Origin of the sequence: Burkholderia sp. JKS000303, from assembly GCF_002563755.1 — a bacterium.
GTDB classification, from domain to species: domain Bacteria; phylum Pseudomonadota; class Gammaproteobacteria; order Burkholderiales; family Burkholderiaceae; genus Burkholderia; species Burkholderia anthina_B.
In genome coordinates this window covers 606,451-623,468 of record NZ_PDBZ01000002.1, presented here as the reverse complement: position 1 = coordinate 623,468, position 17,018 = coordinate 606,451, and the positions used below count along the sequence as shown (strand labels likewise).

The following is a 17,018-nucleotide window of genomic DNA, read 5'->3' as shown; positions in this document are numbered from 1 at the left end:
ATGGACGGTTTTCATGACCTCGGCGGCTTCCAGGGCTTCGGCCCGGTGCCGCACACGATCAACAGCCTCGGCTACAAGCCGGTCTTCAAGGAAGACTGGGAGCCTCTCGCGTACAGCCTGATGTTCGTCGGCGTGGACCAGCTCAAGAAATTCAGCGTCGACGAAGTCCGTCACGCGGTCGAACGCATCGACGTGCGCCAGCACGTCGGCACGCGCTACTACGAACGCTACGTGATCGCGACGGCGACCCTGCTCGTCGAAACCGGCGTGCTCACACAGAACGAACTCGACCGCGCGCTCGGCTCGCGTTTCCGGCTCGCGAACCCGCCGAGCTCCGGCGGCCGTGCCGCGCCGTCGGACTCGACGCGGTTCGAGGTCGGCGATCGGGTCGTCGTCCGCGACGAATACGTCAGCGGACACATCCGCGCACCCGGCTACGTTCGCGGCAAGACCGGCGTCGTGCTGCACCGGACGACCGAAACGTGGCCATTCCCGGACGCGATCGGCCACGGCGACACCGGCGCCGCGCATCAGCCGACCTATCACGTCGAGTTCCGCGTGAAGGATCTGTGGGGCGACGCCGCCGACGACGGCCTCGTCGTGGTCGACCTGTTCGAAGGCTACCTCGAGCGCGCCACGGAGCCGCACGCATGACCACGCCGGGGAATCGGCCGGCACCGGCCGCCCCTCCGCCGAGGATTCCGGTCACCGTGCTGTCCGGTTTCCTCGGCGCCGGGAAGACGACATTGCTCAATCACGTCCTGCGCAACCGCGCCGGCCTGAAGGTTGCGGTGATCGTCAACGACATGAGCGACGTGAACATCGACGCCGACGACGTGCGGCACAACGTCGAACTGCATCACGGTGAAGATCAGCTCGTCGAGATGAGCAACGGCTGCATCTGCTGCACGCTGCGCGCCGACCTGCTGGCGCAGATCAGCACGCTCGCGCGGCAGCATCGCTTCGACTATCTGCTGATCGAGTCGACCGGCATATCGGAGCCGATGCCGGTCGCGGAAACCTTCGCGTTCCTCGACCGGGACGGGTTCAGTCTCAGCGAACTCGCGCGGCTCGACACGCTGGTGACGGTGGTGAACGGCGAAACGTTCGAGGATATGGTCGCGTCGGCGGGGACGATCACGCCGGACGAGGCCGTGCCCGGGAACGACGGCGAGGTCCGGCCGCCGCGCAAGTTGTCGGACTTGCTGATCGAGCAGGTCGAATACGCGAACGTCATCCTCGTCAGCCGGTACGACCGTATCGGCGACGCCGGTTTCGACCGGCTGCGCGCGACGCTCGCGTCGCTGAATCCGGCCGCGCGGATACTGCCGATGCAACACGGTGGAATCGAGCCGTCCGAGGTGCTGGATACGCGCCGCTTCGATCTGTCGTCGCTCGTCGAGTCGCCGGGCTGGATGCAGCGCATGAACACCGATGAGCGACCGTCGGAATCGGACGAATATGGCATCACGTCGTGGGTCTATCGCGAGCGCACGCCGTTTCATCCGGCGCGCCTGCTCGCATGGCTGCGCCGTCCGTGGACGAACGGCAGGCTGCTGCGCTGCAAGGGATACCTGTGGGCTGCGCACCGGCATGCGGAGATCGGCATGCTCGTGCAGACGGGCGGCGAGTTTCAATGGGGCTACGTCGGACGATGGTGGCGCTTCGTTCCACCGTCGGACTGGCCGCACGACGACTATCGCCGCGACGGGGTGCTGAAGAAATGGGAAGAACCGGGCGGCGATTGCCGGCAAGAGATCGTGTTCATCGGGCAGGCGGTCGATCGCGTGCGGTTGCAGCGTGAACTGGACGCTTGCTTGCTGAGCGTCGATGAAATCGACGCAGGACCGGAATCGTGGGCATTGCTTCCGGGAGGCGACTCGTTCGATGCGCTCGCGGCGATGTAGCGAGCGGGTGAAAGCCCTACGTCGACGCAGCCGGGCGAGTCGATGGTCCGGCCGAGCGCTCCGTTCGCCGACGAGCCGCCACGGTGCGCCGCAGGGTGAGGGCCGTCGATGTCCGCGACTTCCCTCTCGTGCGCCCTACGCTTCCCGGTTCGCCGCCGATGTTCGCGACGTCACCCGCATGACGACTACGGCACCGAGAACGAGGGCGATGGAATCGAGCAACAGGCCGCCGCTGAAGCTGCCCGTCATGTCCTTGACATAGCCCATCGCGGACGGCCCGATAAAACCGCCGAGATTGCCCACCGAATTGATGAACGCGATGCCGCCGGCAGCCGCGTTACCGACCAGGAACCGGCCCGGGAGCGACCAGTAGATCGGCAGCGCGGCGAAGAGCCCGGCCGACGCGATCGTGAATCCGAGAATGCGCACGATCGGTGCGTCGGACAATCCGCTCACCGCGATGCACACGGCGGCAGCGACCATCGGAACGAGAATGTGATACCGCCGCTCGCCGGTTCTGTCGGAGTGTCGCCCCCAGAACAGCAGCGATCCGACCGCGGCGACGTAAGGAATCGCGGATATCCAGCCGGTGACGTATGTCGAAAATCCGGACGACTTGATCATCTGCGGCAGCCAGAAATTCACCGTGGCGTTCGTCATCGAGATGGTGAGAAAGATGAACGAGAGGCCGAGAACGCGTGGATGCGTGAACACGTGGCGCAGGTCGATCCGCGCACGCTTGACCGTCTGGAGCGCTTCCTTCTGCAATTGCGAAGCCACCTCGCGCTTCTCGTCATCGCTCAGCCAGCGCGCATCGGAGACACGGTCCGGCAGACAAAAGAACGTCACGATGCCGAGCAGGATCGCGGGAACGGCCTCCACGAGAAACATCAACTGCCAGCCTTTCAAGCTGCCGAAATGCCCCATGGAAAGCAACCAGCCCGACAGCGGCGCGCCTATGATCGTCGCCAGCGGATTGGCAAGGATGAAGTAGCCGAGAATCTGCGCGCGCTTTTTCTCGGGGAACCATTGCGTCAGATACAGCAGCACGCCAGGATAGAAACCTGCTTCGGCGGCGCCCAGCAGAAAGCGCAGCGCGATGAACGACGGGCCGTTCCACACGAAGGCGGTCAGCCCCGACAGGATGCCCCACGAGATCATGATTCGGGCAATCCAGCGGCGCGCGCCGAACTTCGTCAGCGCCAGGTTGCTCGGCACTTCGAGCAGAAAATAGCTCAGGAAGAACACCCCGCTTCCAATGCCGAATGCGGTTGCGGACAATGCGATGTCTTCCCGCATGCTGACTGCCGCAAAGCCGACATTCACTCGGTCCATGAATGCGGACAGATAGCACAGCACGAGCAGGGGCAAGATACGAAAAGCGATCTTCCTGAACACAGGTAGATTCTCGTCGCCCGTCGCCGGGGAATTGAGGCTGGTTGAACTTGCTGCTTTCACGTCTCTCTCCATGTTTCCTTGATCCCTGCGCATGGCCGCCTTTACTCGCCGGAACCGGATGATCGGTCCGACGGGCATCGCCGGCTGCTTTCCCGCGCAAGTTATCAGTAATCCTTTGTTTTTATCGGCGATGTCGGCAGCCGGTACACGACCTGTTCCGCACCGGCTGCCGACGCGCCCCCTGAACGACGGCGCCACTTCGTCCCGCGGCATCAGCCCGCGGGAATTGAGGCTCAACCCGGTGAGCCGACTGCTTGCGACGGATCGGTCACCGGCGGTTGAGGATAGTGCAGGCCTCGTTGCCCGCCGTAATGGCGATCGCCCTTGGGCGACCAGTGACTGTCGTCACAGCCGATCAGCCGATCGCCCTCGATCCACGTGTTGTCGCATCCGTACGCATTTGCAATCAGCACGTTCTCAAGGGCCTTCCGCACGGATCGATACCGGTCGCTCCCGCTGACATCGTTCAGTTCATTCGGGTCTTCGAGCAGATCGAACAATTGCACGAAGTTGCCGCTCGGATACCAGATGAGCTTGTGACGGCCGTCGTGGGCCATGCGCGTGCTCAACGCATCTTCCTTGCACGCGCCATAGAGCGCATCGCGTCGTTCTGCGCCGACCATCGACATCCCCTCGACCGTGTCGGGCGCTTCGATGCCGGCAAGCTCGAGCAGCGTCGGCATCACGTCCTGAAGGCCGACGAGACGGTCGTCGACATGCTCCTCCTTGACTCTTTCATCGCCTTTCGCACCGACCAGAATCATGGGAACCCGCGCGGAACCTTCGTAATAGAGCCGCTTGGCCCACAGGCCGAAGTCGCCGAGCATGTCGCCATGGTCGCTCGTGAAGAGGATGACGGTATCGTCAAGCAACTGTTCTTCACGGAGGGTGCCGATGATGACGCGCAACTGGTGATCAATGTGGGTGCAGAGGGCGTAGAAGGCACGCTTGATCGCTTGCGACTGTTTCGGACTGCCGGTTTCCCAGTGGCTTCGGACAGACGCCAGCGCCGGCGGCAGCTTTCCGTCCGCCCACTCGGCGGTCAGCGGAGGCGCGATGTCGTCGGTGGAATACAAGTCGAGATAGGACTGAAGCGGCACGAGCGGCGGATGCGGATGCGTATACGACACGTGCCAGAATGCAGGCTTGCGCGGGTCGCGCCGCTTGATCATCTTTGCCGTCTCGCGCGTCACCCAGTTCGTGACGTGGTGCCGCTCATCCAGATGCCACGGCCGGAACATGTAGTCGTTGTTGTTCATGCCGTGCATGTATTGCTCGCCGGCATGCCCCGCTTCCGCGAGAAATACGTCGTAGTCGTCTACGGCGCCCAGATGCGGGCGCCCCTCTTCCGCCAACAGAATATCGTCGAATCCGATGCGGTCGCGCGGCGGATAGACGTGGACTTTTCCTACCGCATACGCCTGATAACCCGCATTTCTGAATGATTGAGCAAGCGTGGGCGCATCAGGCATTTCCATCGCCGGCGCGAAGCTGCGGTCGCCATGCACGCGCGCACTCGTGCCGGTCATGACCGTGCGGCGCGCCGGGATGCAGATCGGGCATTCCGAGTAGGCGCGCGTAAACCGGGTGCCGAGTCGAGCGAGCTGATTCAAGGTCGGCGTCAAGATCGATTCATGGCCCTCTGCCTGCATGAGCTTGCCAGGCCACTGATCGACCATGATCATGAGCACGTTGGGCCTACGGACTGCGGTATGCATGATTGACGACCTTCACTCGACGAAGTAATCGGGAAACGCGTGCGCGATATCTTCCGCGAGTTGCACATTCATGCGGATATGTGCGCGCAAAATCGCGTGGGCATCGTCCAGACGCTGCTCCTCCAGCGCGAGAACAATCTCCCGATGCTGGTCGACCGACCGTCTCACCGATTCGAGATTGGTCTGGGAGCGAGAGAGCACCCGCACCCGGCGATGCAGTTCACGCGCTTCGTGCACATACCGCCACACCCCGACGAGACCGGAAGCCTCCAGAAGCAGGCGGTGGAACATCGCGTCGTACTGCATCGTCGCATTCAGGTCGGCGCGTTCCACCGCTTCGAGATGTCTGGTCACGCATGAGCGCATGTCCTCTACCATGCCGGACGCGATCGGCATCGCCACGTTCATCAGCGCGGCGCACTCCACGGCTTCGCGCATGAACAGCGCCTCGCGGATCCGCGTCAACTCCAGTTTCGCGACGAACGTCCCGACCTGGGGAATGACCTGCACGAGCCCTTCCGACTGCAGGCGTTGCAGCGCTTCGCGCAACGGCGTGCGCGAAATTTCCAGCACGGCGGCCAGGGTGTTTTCCGGCAGCACGCTTCCCGGGACCAGCTCCGCGTCGAGAATCTTCCGGCGGATTTGCTCATAGACCAATTGGCGAGCGGAGCCCTGGTTCTCTCCCATCGCGCGGACCGACTCGAAGACGATGGCGACGTTGGTCTCGCCAACCGCTTGAGCGGCGGCCGAGGTTTTTCGACTTTTCATGGTGAATTCGTTGATGGCTTGCCCGGAAGTATGAGCGCTTGCGTACTTGCATGCAAGTACGCAAGCGCTCAGGTCATAGATGGTTTACCCGTATCCCGGATCGGTGGCGATATTTGCGGGAGGTCAGACGGGGCGCGTCGCATTCTGCCCCCCCGCGGGCAGACAACACCCCGGAACGTCGTGCCCCTGAGTCAGGATTAGTCCGGCGTCATGGCGGCGATACGCGTCGGCACTTCGACCGCATTGCCAAAATCCGTTCAATCGAAAATCGCTTGCGCTTCACAGCAAACATCCCCTCGGTTCAGAGGTCCAGTTTTTCACAAGACTCGTTATCCGATTAGTAAAGGATTCCTAAATCTTGAGGCATTGATCACCGATACAGACCCATCGGATCCAGAAGGGATTCGATTTTTAAGGTCGACACCTGTCAGCTCGTGTCGGCACGAGCATCCGTCGCGTTCCCAAGGGTATTTCCGATCCTCGCCATCGGGAAAATCAATTGATCGCTATCCGAATCAACATGCCGCCAGGACAAACCGAATACATCGCCACTTCTGTTCGATTTACCGCGGAATTTTGTCAATCATTACAAGATCAGCTACCTGTGTCGGCACGTGTTCGCTATCATGCGCGTCGACGTGTCGCAGGTCTTTTGCGAGGCTTTCAAGCATGAGCACGACGGCACGCATCACATTGCCCCAACCAGGAGAATCAAGCCCATGAGCATCATCAAGGAATTCAAGGAATTTGCCGTCAAGGGCAACGTAATGGATCTCGCCGTCGGCGTGATCATCGGCGGCGCATTCTCGAAGATCGTCGACTCGGTCGTGAAAGACCTCATCATGCCGGTCATCGGCGTGCTGACGGGTGGCCTGGACTTCTCGAACAAGTTCGTTCTGCTCGGCACCATTCCCCCGACGTTCAAGGGCAACCCCGATTCGTTCAAGGACCTGCAGGCCGCGGGCGTCGCCGCATTCGGCTACGGCTCGTTCATCACGGTGGCGATCAACTTCATCATCCTCGCGTTCATCATTTTCCTGATGGTGAAATTCATCAACAAGCTGCGCAAGCCGGCAGAAGCCGCGCCGGCCGCGACGCCGGAAGACACCGTGCTGCTGCGTGAGATCCGCGATGCGTTGAAACAGCGTTGATCGCGTCCCCGTCACCCTCTTCGTACCCCGGCAATCGGGGCTTTGGCCAGCCAAGCCCGGCATGATTCCCGCCTCGGTCGCAGTCATGATCCGGGCGGATCACCGGACCCGGGTGGCGGGTGATCGCTGGCAGGCGTTTGGCCGGCATATCCCGGCGTTGTCGGTGACGGGGATGCCGGGACTTGCCACCATTGTTGCAGGCTCGGTCGTCGACGGGCTGCCCCGAGACGCTCGACTTGCGGGCTCGAGGCGGCCCGATGATCAAACCCGACAGCGATACGCGTCGCTCTAATGGAACGCTCCAAAGGAACGATCCGCTTGTCATATAGAAAGCTATCCTTATCTTTCAGATAACCGTATCAAAGATGTAAGAATCGATGAAGTTCCACCGCTTCTTCTCACGCATCGGTCTTGGGTTCTACTCCGGCATCGTCACAATCTCGTTGAGTCTTTACGGAATCGCAACGCTCGACCGCGCTGCGTCAAACGAGTCCTTCTCGCCCGCGTTTCCATATCACGGCATTTTCTGCGGATTTATCCTGATCGGCATCGTCCTGGTCATACATGGACTGATCTGGTCAGCGGGCGAGCCTTGAGCCATTCCCCTATTCAAATTCGACAGGAATTCGACGGATCCTGAACCTTCGTACACCTTGATGATGCGACTGCATCACCATCGCGCAATCCGATGCCCGCCATCGGCACACAGGTAGTTGACCCACGAATCAATTGGGCCGAAGATCCCGCTGCGTGAAAAAAATTGGTGAGATGCCAGTGCAGCAGAAGATCAAACCCACGTCCTGGCGGGTAGACGCCCATCTCGCAGTCGAAGTGGAAACCGTACGTATCCGACACACATTCAAGACGACATCGGACGCCATCCGGTATCTATTGAAGCTCGGCACGGATACAGATCGTCGCGCCTCGCAGCCAGACATCGCGCTCCCGAACCATCCGAAGCTGGCGCTGGAGGCGCTTCGCACGCGTCTCGAGCATCAGGAGTCACTCGATCGAACCGAATGGGCGTCGATCGCGCGCGGGGCTCATCGGGCCTACATCGCGCCTGGCCGAAACTTCGTGTCCTCATATCTCCTCGCGGACGTGCTTCTGGCGATGCGCGCGCTGTTCAACGCGCGTGAGGAAGCGACTGGCCGGCCGTCGTTCGCCGTGGACATCGTTCCCCAGTCGAAGCAGGTGCCGCAGCCGGGTGAATCGTTCTCGACCGGAATCGACCGATTGATCAATGCACTACCAGCATGGCCCGACGCGGACTGCGCCGAGCGGCTATCGCGCCCACTCGAGAGATTCTTTGACGGCAAGGAACAGGGCATGTCCGACGATCTCATCGATCGTGCACTTCGCCCCTATACAGAGGCGTTGCTCACGCTCGCGATACGTCAATCGAACGTGTCCGGCGGTGAGCCTCCAGCCACGGAAACTGGCGTCGACGACACGGATCGGATTGCCCGCACCGTCGTCACGATCGAAGATGACGGACTCGCGCTCACGCTTCTCGAGCGCGGAACCTCGTCTGAACTGATGGTGACGTTCGGCAATGCCCTCCCTCTATCCAGAACGCTGCCGACACCCTTCGCAATCGCCGATTTCTTCGATCTGGTCGAGGCTTCCGCGGACGCCGATTCTGCCCATCGCGATCTACGGACGGATTCTCTCAGGATCGTGCGTTCCATCGCGCGAAACGGCCCATTCACCGTGTTCGACGGTGATTGCGTGTACCACATCGACGCATTGAGCATGACGCGTCTCGCCTCGCTCGTGTCGCGTGCGCGACGGGATACGCACATTCGATCACTGCTCGATGCAGCAAGACTTGAGTGGGGGGCGATCTAGAACCCGTTCGAGCCGTTCCGCAACACGACACCAACCTATAACAATGAACCACACGCCATATACGGGAGTGTCGGAGCCGTCTGTCGACAGGCGCATCGCATCGCCCATGCCCGGGACCGGGACCGGGACCGGGACCGGCCGTCGGCACGTAATCCCTGCACCCTCACGCGGAAAAATTGCGCTGGTCGTTTCCGCTTCGTTTGCGTTGTCGGCATTCGGATTCGCCTGCGTCAGCGACCTCATGCCTGCACCGCCCGCTGCGCTGACCGATCTGTTTATCGCCTCGTTGGGATGTGCGGTAATCACGTCGCTCCTGGCGCTGTTGATGTCCGTCTCTATCCCGGCGGACCGGTAGCGCGACACTGCGATCGTTTATCCGTAGGTTACGTGCCATTTCCCCGCGACGACCAAAGCGCAGGCGAGCCAACTCACGCACGACACAATCTCGGGGATGCCGACCATCAAATGCGGCTTCGCGCGCAACGTCGTTCGCTTCCTGTCGCCACCGACAGCCTCTGCGTTGCGTAATACTGAAGTCGCCGGGCAGAATGGCGACGACCTTGATGGCCCCGTGAACGGCACGAATTCGACGAACCGTATCAAGGGCATCGCCATTGACGCGCCCGATGACCACCGGCGACGGACGAGCGCGCCCCCCATCAGAACGAATGCCGCATCCCGATCCGCACATCGGCTTGCGTTTGCGTCGACGAAGGCGTGAAGCTGTAACCGATGACCGCGTCGACACCCGACGACGCCCGAAGGTAATCGCCGGAGAGATAAACATCGGTTCGCGCCGACAGCAAATAGTGCAGCCCGAGCGACGCCTGGTTCCAGTGATGACCTTCGAAGCGCGTGTGCTGCACACCGCCGTAAAGGATCAGCGCCGGCGTGAAGTTGTACCCTGCTCCGCCCTGAAACTCCCGCATGTAGGACGTCTTGCCGAACGCCTTGATCCCGGTATAGGTGAAGTCCCCGGACAACGTGAGCTTGTCGATCGTATACGCGGCGCCGACGCCGAGCGTCGCCTGGCGGTCGACCGGGAACGGCGTCGACGCATACAGGTCGGTCGGCGCGCCGCCGCCCGACGCGCGTGCCGCAACCGGCTGCCCGAGAAACGTATACGTGCCGAGCATCGCATACGGATCGAACGCATAGCTTCCCGACGGATTGTTCAGCACCGTATACGCGGCACCTGCATTGAAGGCCCCGTGCGTATAGCGGCCACCGACGCTCCATCCGCTTCCCTGATGGAAATTCCCCGCCACGTTGCCGAACGAATACATGCCGCCGAAGGTCAGCCCGTGAATGTCCGGCGACAGGTATTTGACCGCGTTCGTCAGGTGATCGCCCTCCATCCGCGCGAAATCCCCCATGCCGATCGCGTAGCCGCTGCCCCACGACGGGATATCGTACAGATAGACGAATTCGTTGGTCATGTCGGCCTGGTTGCCGAACGTCAGCGTCCCCTGCTCGCTTTTCAGCCCGACGAACGCGAGCCGCCCGAAGCCGTCTCCGCCATAGAAACGCCCCGAACCGAGACTGAAGCCGGATTCCAGCGTGAAGAGCGCATGCAGGCCATTGCCGAGATCTTCGTCGCCCTTGAAACCGAGCCGGTTGAAGTACGAGATGCCGTCGTCGAACTTCACCTGTCTCGCGCCGCCCGCATTGCTGACCCACGTAACGCCCGCGTCCACGATCCCATACAGCGTGACGCTGCTCTGCGCGGCCGCATCGCGTGTCGAGAGCCCGACGGCGACCACGCATGCCAGCCCGCCCGACATCAATTTCGAAAACCACCGACTAGCATTATTCATATGGATACCTAATTTAATGGATCAACATCGCCCCTAAAATCGTCCACCTGATCAGCTATCGCTGAGGAAGTTTCCGAGCCGCGTATAAACCGCCGGCCGCGCATGCCGCAACCATGCGGCGAAAACCACGCCCACGCCGGCGATCGCCGGTGTCGTCCACGGCAGCACGGACACGATCGTCGACGCCGTCCCCGCCATCAGCGACACGTTGCCGATCATCGCGTACAGAAAGTAGCCGAACCCGGCAAAGCTGATCGCGGGAAAGACGGCCCACCGGATGAACGGCGTGTCGCGCTCGCGTCGGGCCGCGAAGAACCGAATCACGGCGAGCGCGGTCAGCGCCTGCACGCACACGATCCCGATCGCGGACGGAATGCTGAGATACGGCGCGATCACCATCACCGGGTCGACACGGTAGGCGGCGAACACCACGATCAGCGCGATCATGATCACCGACTGCATGTTCGCCGCCCGGATCGGCAGCCCTTTCCTCGCACTCAGTTGCCCGAGCGCCTTGAACGCGATGCCGTCGCGGCCGAGCGAATACCAGTAACGCACGGTCGCGTTGTTGAAGCTGATGATCGCCGCCAGCATGCTGGTGATCAGCAGCGCATTGGTCACCACGACCATCTGCTTGCCGAGCACCCGCTCCGTCACGGCGAACCACAGATCCGCCGGAGACTTGACCGCGAGGGCGACGACCTGCGCATAGCCGAAGGCGTTGGACATCTGCACCGTCGACACCACGTAGATCGCCATGATGACCGCGACGCTCACATAGGTCGCGATCGGAACCGAGCGGCCCGGATTCCGCACATCGTTCGCGTAGATCACCGTCGTCTCGAAGCCCATGTAGGCCACCACGACGAACACCAGCGACGTGCCGAACTTCCCGGTGAAGACATTCGCCGGATGCAGCGGCGCCAGGCTGAAGTGCTCGACGCCGCCGCCGGTGGCCGCCACCTTGATGTTGAACGCAACGATCAGCCCGATCTCGATGATCATCAGCAGGAACAGCACGGCGCCGTTGAACTGCACGTTGTTGATCGCGAACACGTGGACGACGGCCGCCGCGCACAGCGTGCTGAGCCACCACGGCACGGCGATGCCGGTCAGGCTGGTGATGAAGTAGCTGATGTAGAAGCCGAGCAGCGCATAGCACGCGAGCGTGATCACGAAATAGGACGCCACGGCCATGAACGCGGCGCCCACGCCCGCGGGCCGGCCGAGACCTTGCCCGACGTACGCGTACAGCGCGCCGGCATTGCGGACGTGGCGGCTCATCGCGGTGAAGCCGACCGAGAAAAGCAGGTAGATCAGTCCGACGCACAGATAGGAACCGGCGATGCCGATGCCGTTGCCGTACGCGACGCCATACGGCACGCATCCGATGAGGCTGGTGAGTGGTCCGTTCGTGGCGAGCACGAAAAATACGATCGCGATCCAGTTCAAAGGCCGTGAGGATGCCGATGCCGGGGTTGCCGCTGAAGTCTCCATGGGGGTTCCTTGTCGATGAAGGGGAAATGCATCACGAGCCAGCGTGCTCGGCGCGCCATGCGCGCCGGCGCGCGGCATCGGGGTCGTCCTCGATGCGGCAGACCCGGTCGAAGATTCGTGTCGAACGTGCATCCGGCGTATAGCGCGGCCACGCCATGGCGCCGCGCACGGCCGCCGGATCGCCAAATCGGGCGAACTCGGCCCACGCGCGCCGCATGCGTGCGGCCAGCGCGAATCGCTCGTCGCCCGCATCGGCCGCATATCGTGTGTTCGGGAAGTCGACGGGATCCCAGGCCGGCAGCGAATAATCGAGCGTGCCGAACACGAACGGAATCTCGGCGCCGTGAATCGCGTAACGGCCGCCGCAACACGCGAATTCCCAGTCGAAGCGATACATGAACGTGTCCGCATGGCGACTGTTGCGTTCCGCCAGCGTCATGGCGGGGATCCAGAACAGGATGTCGGTCAGGTCGCGACCGATCGCGCCGGGTGCATCCTCATCCGCATGCGTGCTCATGGCGGCCGCTGCGGCTTGCGTCGCATCGTCCGGGCCGAGGCTGAACGGGCCAAGGCCGCGCTCCAGCGCGCGACGGTGGTCGCTCCAGCCAAGCGGGCCCTGTTCGAGCTGCCGGGGCGCCAGAAAATACGCCGCCTCGTGCCGGGTCGTGCCGATCATCATCGGCACCGCCGTGTGCCGTCCGCTCGACGCATCGATGACCACGCCATCGTCGACCGGCCAGAACGCCGTATAGCCGTATCGTTCGATCAGTTGCCGCGTGGCCGCGAGAATCCGCGCGTCCGGGAGGTCGACGAGCGCGCGCACGTCGGCGCCGAGCAGCGACAGAAACGCATCGGCCCGCTCGCGCGCCTGCTGCCGCGACAGCGTGGCAACGAACGCGCCGCTCTGAATCACGACCTTGTGGAACAGTCCGGCGGCCGACGGCATCATCGTCAGCGCGCAGATCTTGCCGCCGCCGCCCGACTCGCCGAACAGCGTCACGTTGTCCGGATCGCCGCCGAACGCCGCGATGTTCGCCGCGATCCATTCGAGGGCCAGCACGATGTCCTGTTGTCCGGGATTGGCCGGATTCGCGGCGGCGTCGTTCCTGTCGTCGAGGTACAGGTAGCCGAACGCATTGAGACGATGGTTGATCGACACGACGACCACCTGCTGCTCGTCAGCCAGCATGCGGCCGTCGTACAGCGCCAGATTCGCGGAACCCGACAGATACGCGCCGCCATGCAGCCACACCATCACCGGCAAGCGGTCGCCCGGCGTCGCGTCGGCCGGCATCCACACGTTCAGGTTGAGACAGTCCGCCGAGTGCGCACCGTCGAACTGCCAGGCCGGCAAGTCGTCGTTGACCTGAGGGCAGGCATCGCCATAGGCGCGGCAATCGCGCACGCCGTCCCACGCCGGCGCCGCGACCGGCGGCCTGAAGCGCGCCACGCCGCTCGTCGGCAAACCGTAAGGTATGCCAAGGAATCGCAGGCTCTCGCCGATGCGACTGCCCCGGACCCTCCCCCCCGCAAGCGTCAACACTTCGTCAACGCATGCGGGGCACGCGTCTACATCCTGAAAGCTGGTTTGCATACTCGTCGTTCCGGCAATGCGATGGATCACGGCGATTCGCATCGTGCGAATCAGAACTGAACCGTCCAGCCGGTACAGTAGCGAAACCAAAAAAAATCGCAAACGGAATTTGTATAATGCACCGTCCAGCCGGTATGGACGGTTGCGGTAGTGGATCCCACAGGTACCTCATGAAAGAGAACATCGACAGCGAAATTGGCGAGACCAAGAGAAAAATATTCGAAGCTTCTCGAAAAATTCTCCAGGAAAAGGGCATCCTGGGACTTACCCTAGCCGAGGCGGCGGCGGTTGCCGGCGTCAGCAAAGGCGGGCTGCTCTACCATTTCGCGAGCAAGTCGGAGCTGCTGGCCGGCCTGTTGCACTTCGAAGCGTCCACGTTCGAGCAGGCCGTCACCGACGCCGCGCTGGCCGACGGGCAGCCGGGTGCATGGACCCGTGCATACATCATCGCCAGTTCCGAACAGGCGCTGGAGGGGAAAAGCCTGTCGGCCGTGATCGGCAGCCTGCTGCTCGAGCCGAGCCTGTTGCCGGTCTATGCGAGTCACGCTGCCCGCTGGGCGGAATTGCTGGGCCGTGATCAACTGCCCGAGCGGACCGCGCACATCATCCGCTTCGCCGTGGAAGGCCTGTGGTTCGACGAGGTGTGCGGATTGCGTCCGTTGAATCCCGGGCAACGCGCGGCCTTCATCGACGAACTGCTCGCGATGACGCGCCCGGCCTGAAGCGGCGCGGCGCCCTCGTACGAAGGCGCGCGCTTCGATACCGCCGTGCGCGGCGTTACGACTTCGCCGCGCGTTTGCGCGCCGGCGTTTTCGGCGCACTCACCGGCTCCGGTTCCGGCTTCGCGGGCACGCTGCCGGCGCCCGCCCGTTTGAACCACGGAGAACCGAGCGTGGCCGCGCTCATGTCCGACGCCGCTTCGAGCAGCAACGGCGCAAGCTCCTTGAGACGCGATTCCGGCAGACGACTCGTCGGGCCGGCCAGACTCACGATACCGACCACTTCGTCCGTGACCGGGTTGCGCACCGCCGCGGCAATCGACGTCATGCCGATCTCGTAAGTCTCGATCGCCACGCCATAGCCGCGCTCGCGCGCACCGTTCAGGTCCTTCAGGAACTGCTGGATCGTCTTCGGCGCGCGCGGCACGTTCTGCGTCTTCGCGCTGAGCCCGCCCTGCTTCGACACCAGCTCGATCGCGCGCTCGTCGGGCAGCGTCGCGAGCCATGCCTGGCCGCTCGCGGTGCAATGCAGCGGCGGCTGGCTGCCCATGTCCGGGTCGTAACGCAGCCCGGACTTCGCACCCTGCGCCTTGCCGACGAACGTGATGTGATCGTCCTCGACCACACCGAGCCGCGCCAGTTCGCCGGACGACTCGGCCAGACGATCGAGCACCGGCTGGGAAATGTCGAACATCCCGCTCGTCGACAGGTAGATCAGCGCGAGCGACACCAGCTTCAGCGCCAGCATGTACTCGCCGTGTTCCTCGTCCTGACGCACGAACCCTTCGTCGATCAGCATCGACAGCAGGCGATGCGTGCCGCTGCGGGGAATGTTCAGCGTATCGGCAATGGTGGCCAGCGGCATGCGGCCGCCGTTCTTTGCCAGCAATTCCAGCACTGCGAGCGCACGCTCGAGATTTCCTGCCATGGCGCCTTCTCGTCCGTATGGTGAATGTCAAATAAGAACACAATTCCACACTGGAACTCAAGCGAATTTACGCGGCGCCGCGACCGCGGCCGTGGCGCCGCGCCCGCCGTCAATGGCCGACCGCCCCGCTCACGGCCACGAACGTGCCGCGATGGCGCGCGCCCTTGAGCAGCACCGCTGCGCCGCCCACGGCCGCCGGCACCGCGAGCGCCGCGAAGACCTGGCCGAAGCTCCAGTTCGCATGCAGCATGGACGCGCCCAGCATCGCGCCCGCAATGCCGCCGAAGCGGCCGACGCCGAGCATCCAGCTCGTCCCGGTGGCCCGCATCTCGGTCGGATAGGAGCCGGCCGCCAGCGCGCAGAAGCCCGTATTCGATCCGTTCATGCAGTAGCCGATGCCGAACGCCAGCACGCAGATCACGGTGAACGGATGGGCCGACACCCCCATGTACCAGGCGAGCGCACCGCCGGCGAGCACGGTCGCGCCGAGCGCGGCGTGCGGATTGAAGCGGTCCATCTGCCAGCCGATCAGCAGCGAGCCGACCGTGCCGCCCGCCTGGAACAGCGCACCGACGATCGCCGCCTCGGCCAGCGAAAACCCGAGCCCGCGAATCAGCGTCGGCAGCCAGTTGCCGAGCAGATAGACGGTCAGCAAGCCCGCGAAGTAGCAGATCCACAGCATCACCGTGCCGAACGCATGTTCACGCGACAGAATCGCGCGGACGGGGCTGCGTGCATCGCGCACCGGTTCGGCCGACACGAAACGCGTGCGTGCGTCGGCCACGCCGGGCTGCACGCGATTCAGCACGCCGACGAGCCGTGCGCGGCGCTGCTCCGACAGCGCGAGATAGCGCGCGGATTCCGGCAGCCATTTGACGAGGATGGGCACGTACGCGACCGGCAGCACGCCGCCGAGCAGCAGGACCGAATGCCAGCCCCACGTTTCGATCAGCCATGCGCTCACGAAGCCGCCGCCTGCCGCCCCGAAGGTGAAGCCGCAGAACACGGCCGTCACCATCAGCGCGCGCCGCCGCGGCGGCGCATATTCGGCCATCAGCGTGGCCGCGTTCGGCATCGACGCGCCGAGACCGATGCCGGTCAGGAAGCGCAGCACCGTCAGCGACACCACGCCGGTCGCAAACGCCGACGCAATGCTCCACAGGCCGAAGAACATCACCGCGCTGACCATCACCGTCTTGCGGCCGAAGCGGTCGGACATCGGGCCGGCCGTGAGCGCGCCGAATGCGAGACCGAGCAGGCCGCCGCTCATCACCGGGCCGAGCGCGTCGCGCGGAATCGACCACGCGCTGGAAATCGACGGCGCGATGAAGCCGATCATCACCGTGTCGAGCCCGTCGAGCATCACGATCAGCATGCACAAAAACAGCACGAGCCACTGGAACGCGCCCACCGGCCGCGTATCGAGAAACTGTTGAACGTCGAGCGAACGCGCGTCTTTCGATTCGCGATCCTGAATGGTTTTCCTGGGCCTTCTGGCCGTCTGCGAGGAAGTCATGCTGATGTCTCCGGGGATGTTGTTCTTGTGTCGTGTCGAATGCCCGATCCGCGCGCCGGCGCGATGCCTGGCGCCGATCGGGCCCGTTGGGCCG

At 63.3% G+C, this 17,018-nt stretch carries 14 protein-coding genes; 6 read left to right on the top strand and 8 right to left on the bottom strand.

All coding sequences use genetic code 11. The annotated features are described in order from the left end of the window. Nucleotides 1-654 (top strand): nitrile hydratase subunit beta, encoded by a 654-nt coding sequence (gene nthB, locus BX604_RS24830; RefSeq protein ID WP_098553488.1) that lies wholly within the window; start codon nt 1-3, stop codon nt 652-654. After that, entirely contained in the window at nt 651-1,907 is a 1,257-nt protein-coding gene (locus tag BX604_RS24825; protein ID WP_098553487.1) for a GTP-binding protein, read from the top strand. Before nthB ends, BX604_RS24825 begins: the two co-directional genes overlap by 4 nt. A gap of 135 nt (nt 1,908-2,042) precedes the next feature. Here BX604_RS24825 and BX604_RS24820 read toward each other — a convergent pair whose 3' ends face one another. Genes BX604_RS24820 through BX604_RS24810 form a run of 3 tightly spaced genes read right to left on the bottom strand, consistent with a single transcriptional unit; the run spans nt 2,043 to nt 5,851 of the window. Then, nucleotides 2,043-3,602, bottom strand: a complete 1,560-nt coding sequence (locus BX604_RS24820) for an MFS transporter (RefSeq protein WP_143748101.1) — start codon at nt 3,600-3,602, stop codon at nt 2,043-2,045. Then, entirely contained in the window at nt 3,599-5,050 is a 1,452-nt protein-coding gene (locus tag BX604_RS24815) for a sulfatase-like hydrolase/transferase (protein WP_257146411.1), read from the bottom strand. The genes BX604_RS24820 and BX604_RS24815 overlap by 4 nt, the downstream gene beginning before the upstream one ends. A 45-nt stretch (nt 5,051-5,095) precedes the next feature. After that, nucleotides 5,096-5,851, bottom strand: coding sequence for a GntR family transcriptional regulator (locus BX604_RS24810; RefSeq protein ID WP_098553484.1), 756 nt, complete (start codon nt 5,849-5,851; stop codon nt 5,096-5,098). A gap of 719 nt (nt 5,852-6,570) precedes the next feature. Between BX604_RS24810 and mscL the strand changes: the two genes are divergently transcribed. The 3 genes from mscL (at nt 6,571) to BX604_RS24790 (ending at nt 8,853) form a co-directional block, all read left to right on the top strand. Next, the gene (gene mscL, locus BX604_RS24805; protein WP_098553483.1) at nt 6,571-7,002 is read left to right on the top strand and encodes a large conductance mechanosensitive channel protein MscL; all 432 of its coding nucleotides are present in this window, start codon (nt 6,571-6,573) and stop codon (nt 7,000-7,002) included. Between the two features lie 377 nt (nt 7,003-7,379). Further along, a complete protein-coding gene (locus BX604_RS24795) occupies nt 7,380-7,598 on the top strand; it encodes a hypothetical protein (RefSeq protein ID WP_098553481.1) in 219 nt (72 codons plus the stop codon). 178 nt (nt 7,599-7,776) lie between these two features. Beyond that, nucleotides 7,777-8,853, top strand: coding sequence for a hypothetical protein (locus BX604_RS24790; protein WP_143748100.1), 1,077 nt, complete (start codon nt 7,777-7,779; stop codon nt 8,851-8,853). A gap of 659 nt (nt 8,854-9,512) precedes the next feature. Here BX604_RS24790 and BX604_RS24780 read toward each other — a convergent pair. The 3 genes from BX604_RS24780 to BX604_RS24770 all read right to left on the bottom strand — a co-directional run bounded on the left by BX604_RS24780 (nt 9,513) and on the right by BX604_RS24770 (nt 13,761). Beyond that, entirely contained in the window at nt 9,513-10,637 is a 1,125-nt protein-coding gene (locus tag BX604_RS24780; RefSeq protein WP_098553478.1) for a porin, read from the bottom strand. A gap of 84 nt (nt 10,638-10,721) precedes the next feature. Then, entirely contained in the window at nt 10,722-12,167 is a 1,446-nt protein-coding gene (locus tag BX604_RS24775; protein ID WP_098553477.1) for an APC family permease, read from the bottom strand. A 31-nt stretch (nt 12,168-12,198) separates the two neighbouring features. Next, nucleotides 12,199-13,761, bottom strand: a complete 1,563-nt coding sequence (locus BX604_RS24770) for a carboxylesterase/lipase family protein (RefSeq protein WP_098554029.1) — start codon at nt 13,759-13,761, stop codon at nt 12,199-12,201. Between the two features lie 170 nt (nt 13,762-13,931). Here BX604_RS24770 and BX604_RS24765 point away from each other — a divergent pair, with 170 nt between their 5' ends. Continuing rightward, nucleotides 13,932-14,483 (top strand): TetR/AcrR family transcriptional regulator, encoded by a 552-nt coding sequence (locus BX604_RS24765; RefSeq protein ID WP_098553476.1) that lies wholly within the window; start codon nt 13,932-13,934, stop codon nt 14,481-14,483. A gap of 55 nt (nt 14,484-14,538) precedes the next feature. On the opposite strand, the gene BX604_RS24760 is transcribed toward BX604_RS24765, so the two are convergent. Together BX604_RS24760 and BX604_RS24755 are read right to left on the bottom strand one after the other, a co-directional pair. Further along, nucleotides 14,539-15,408 (bottom strand): IclR family transcriptional regulator, encoded by an 870-nt coding sequence (locus BX604_RS24760; RefSeq protein ID WP_098553475.1) that lies wholly within the window; start codon nt 15,406-15,408, stop codon nt 14,539-14,541. Between the two features lie 109 nt (nt 15,409-15,517). Continuing rightward, on the bottom strand, nt 15,518-16,924 hold the full coding sequence (locus tag BX604_RS24755) for an MFS transporter (RefSeq protein WP_098553474.1): 1,407 nt from the start codon (nt 16,922-16,924) through the stop codon (nt 15,518-15,520). Between the last annotated feature and the right edge of the window lie 94 nt (nt 16,925-17,018).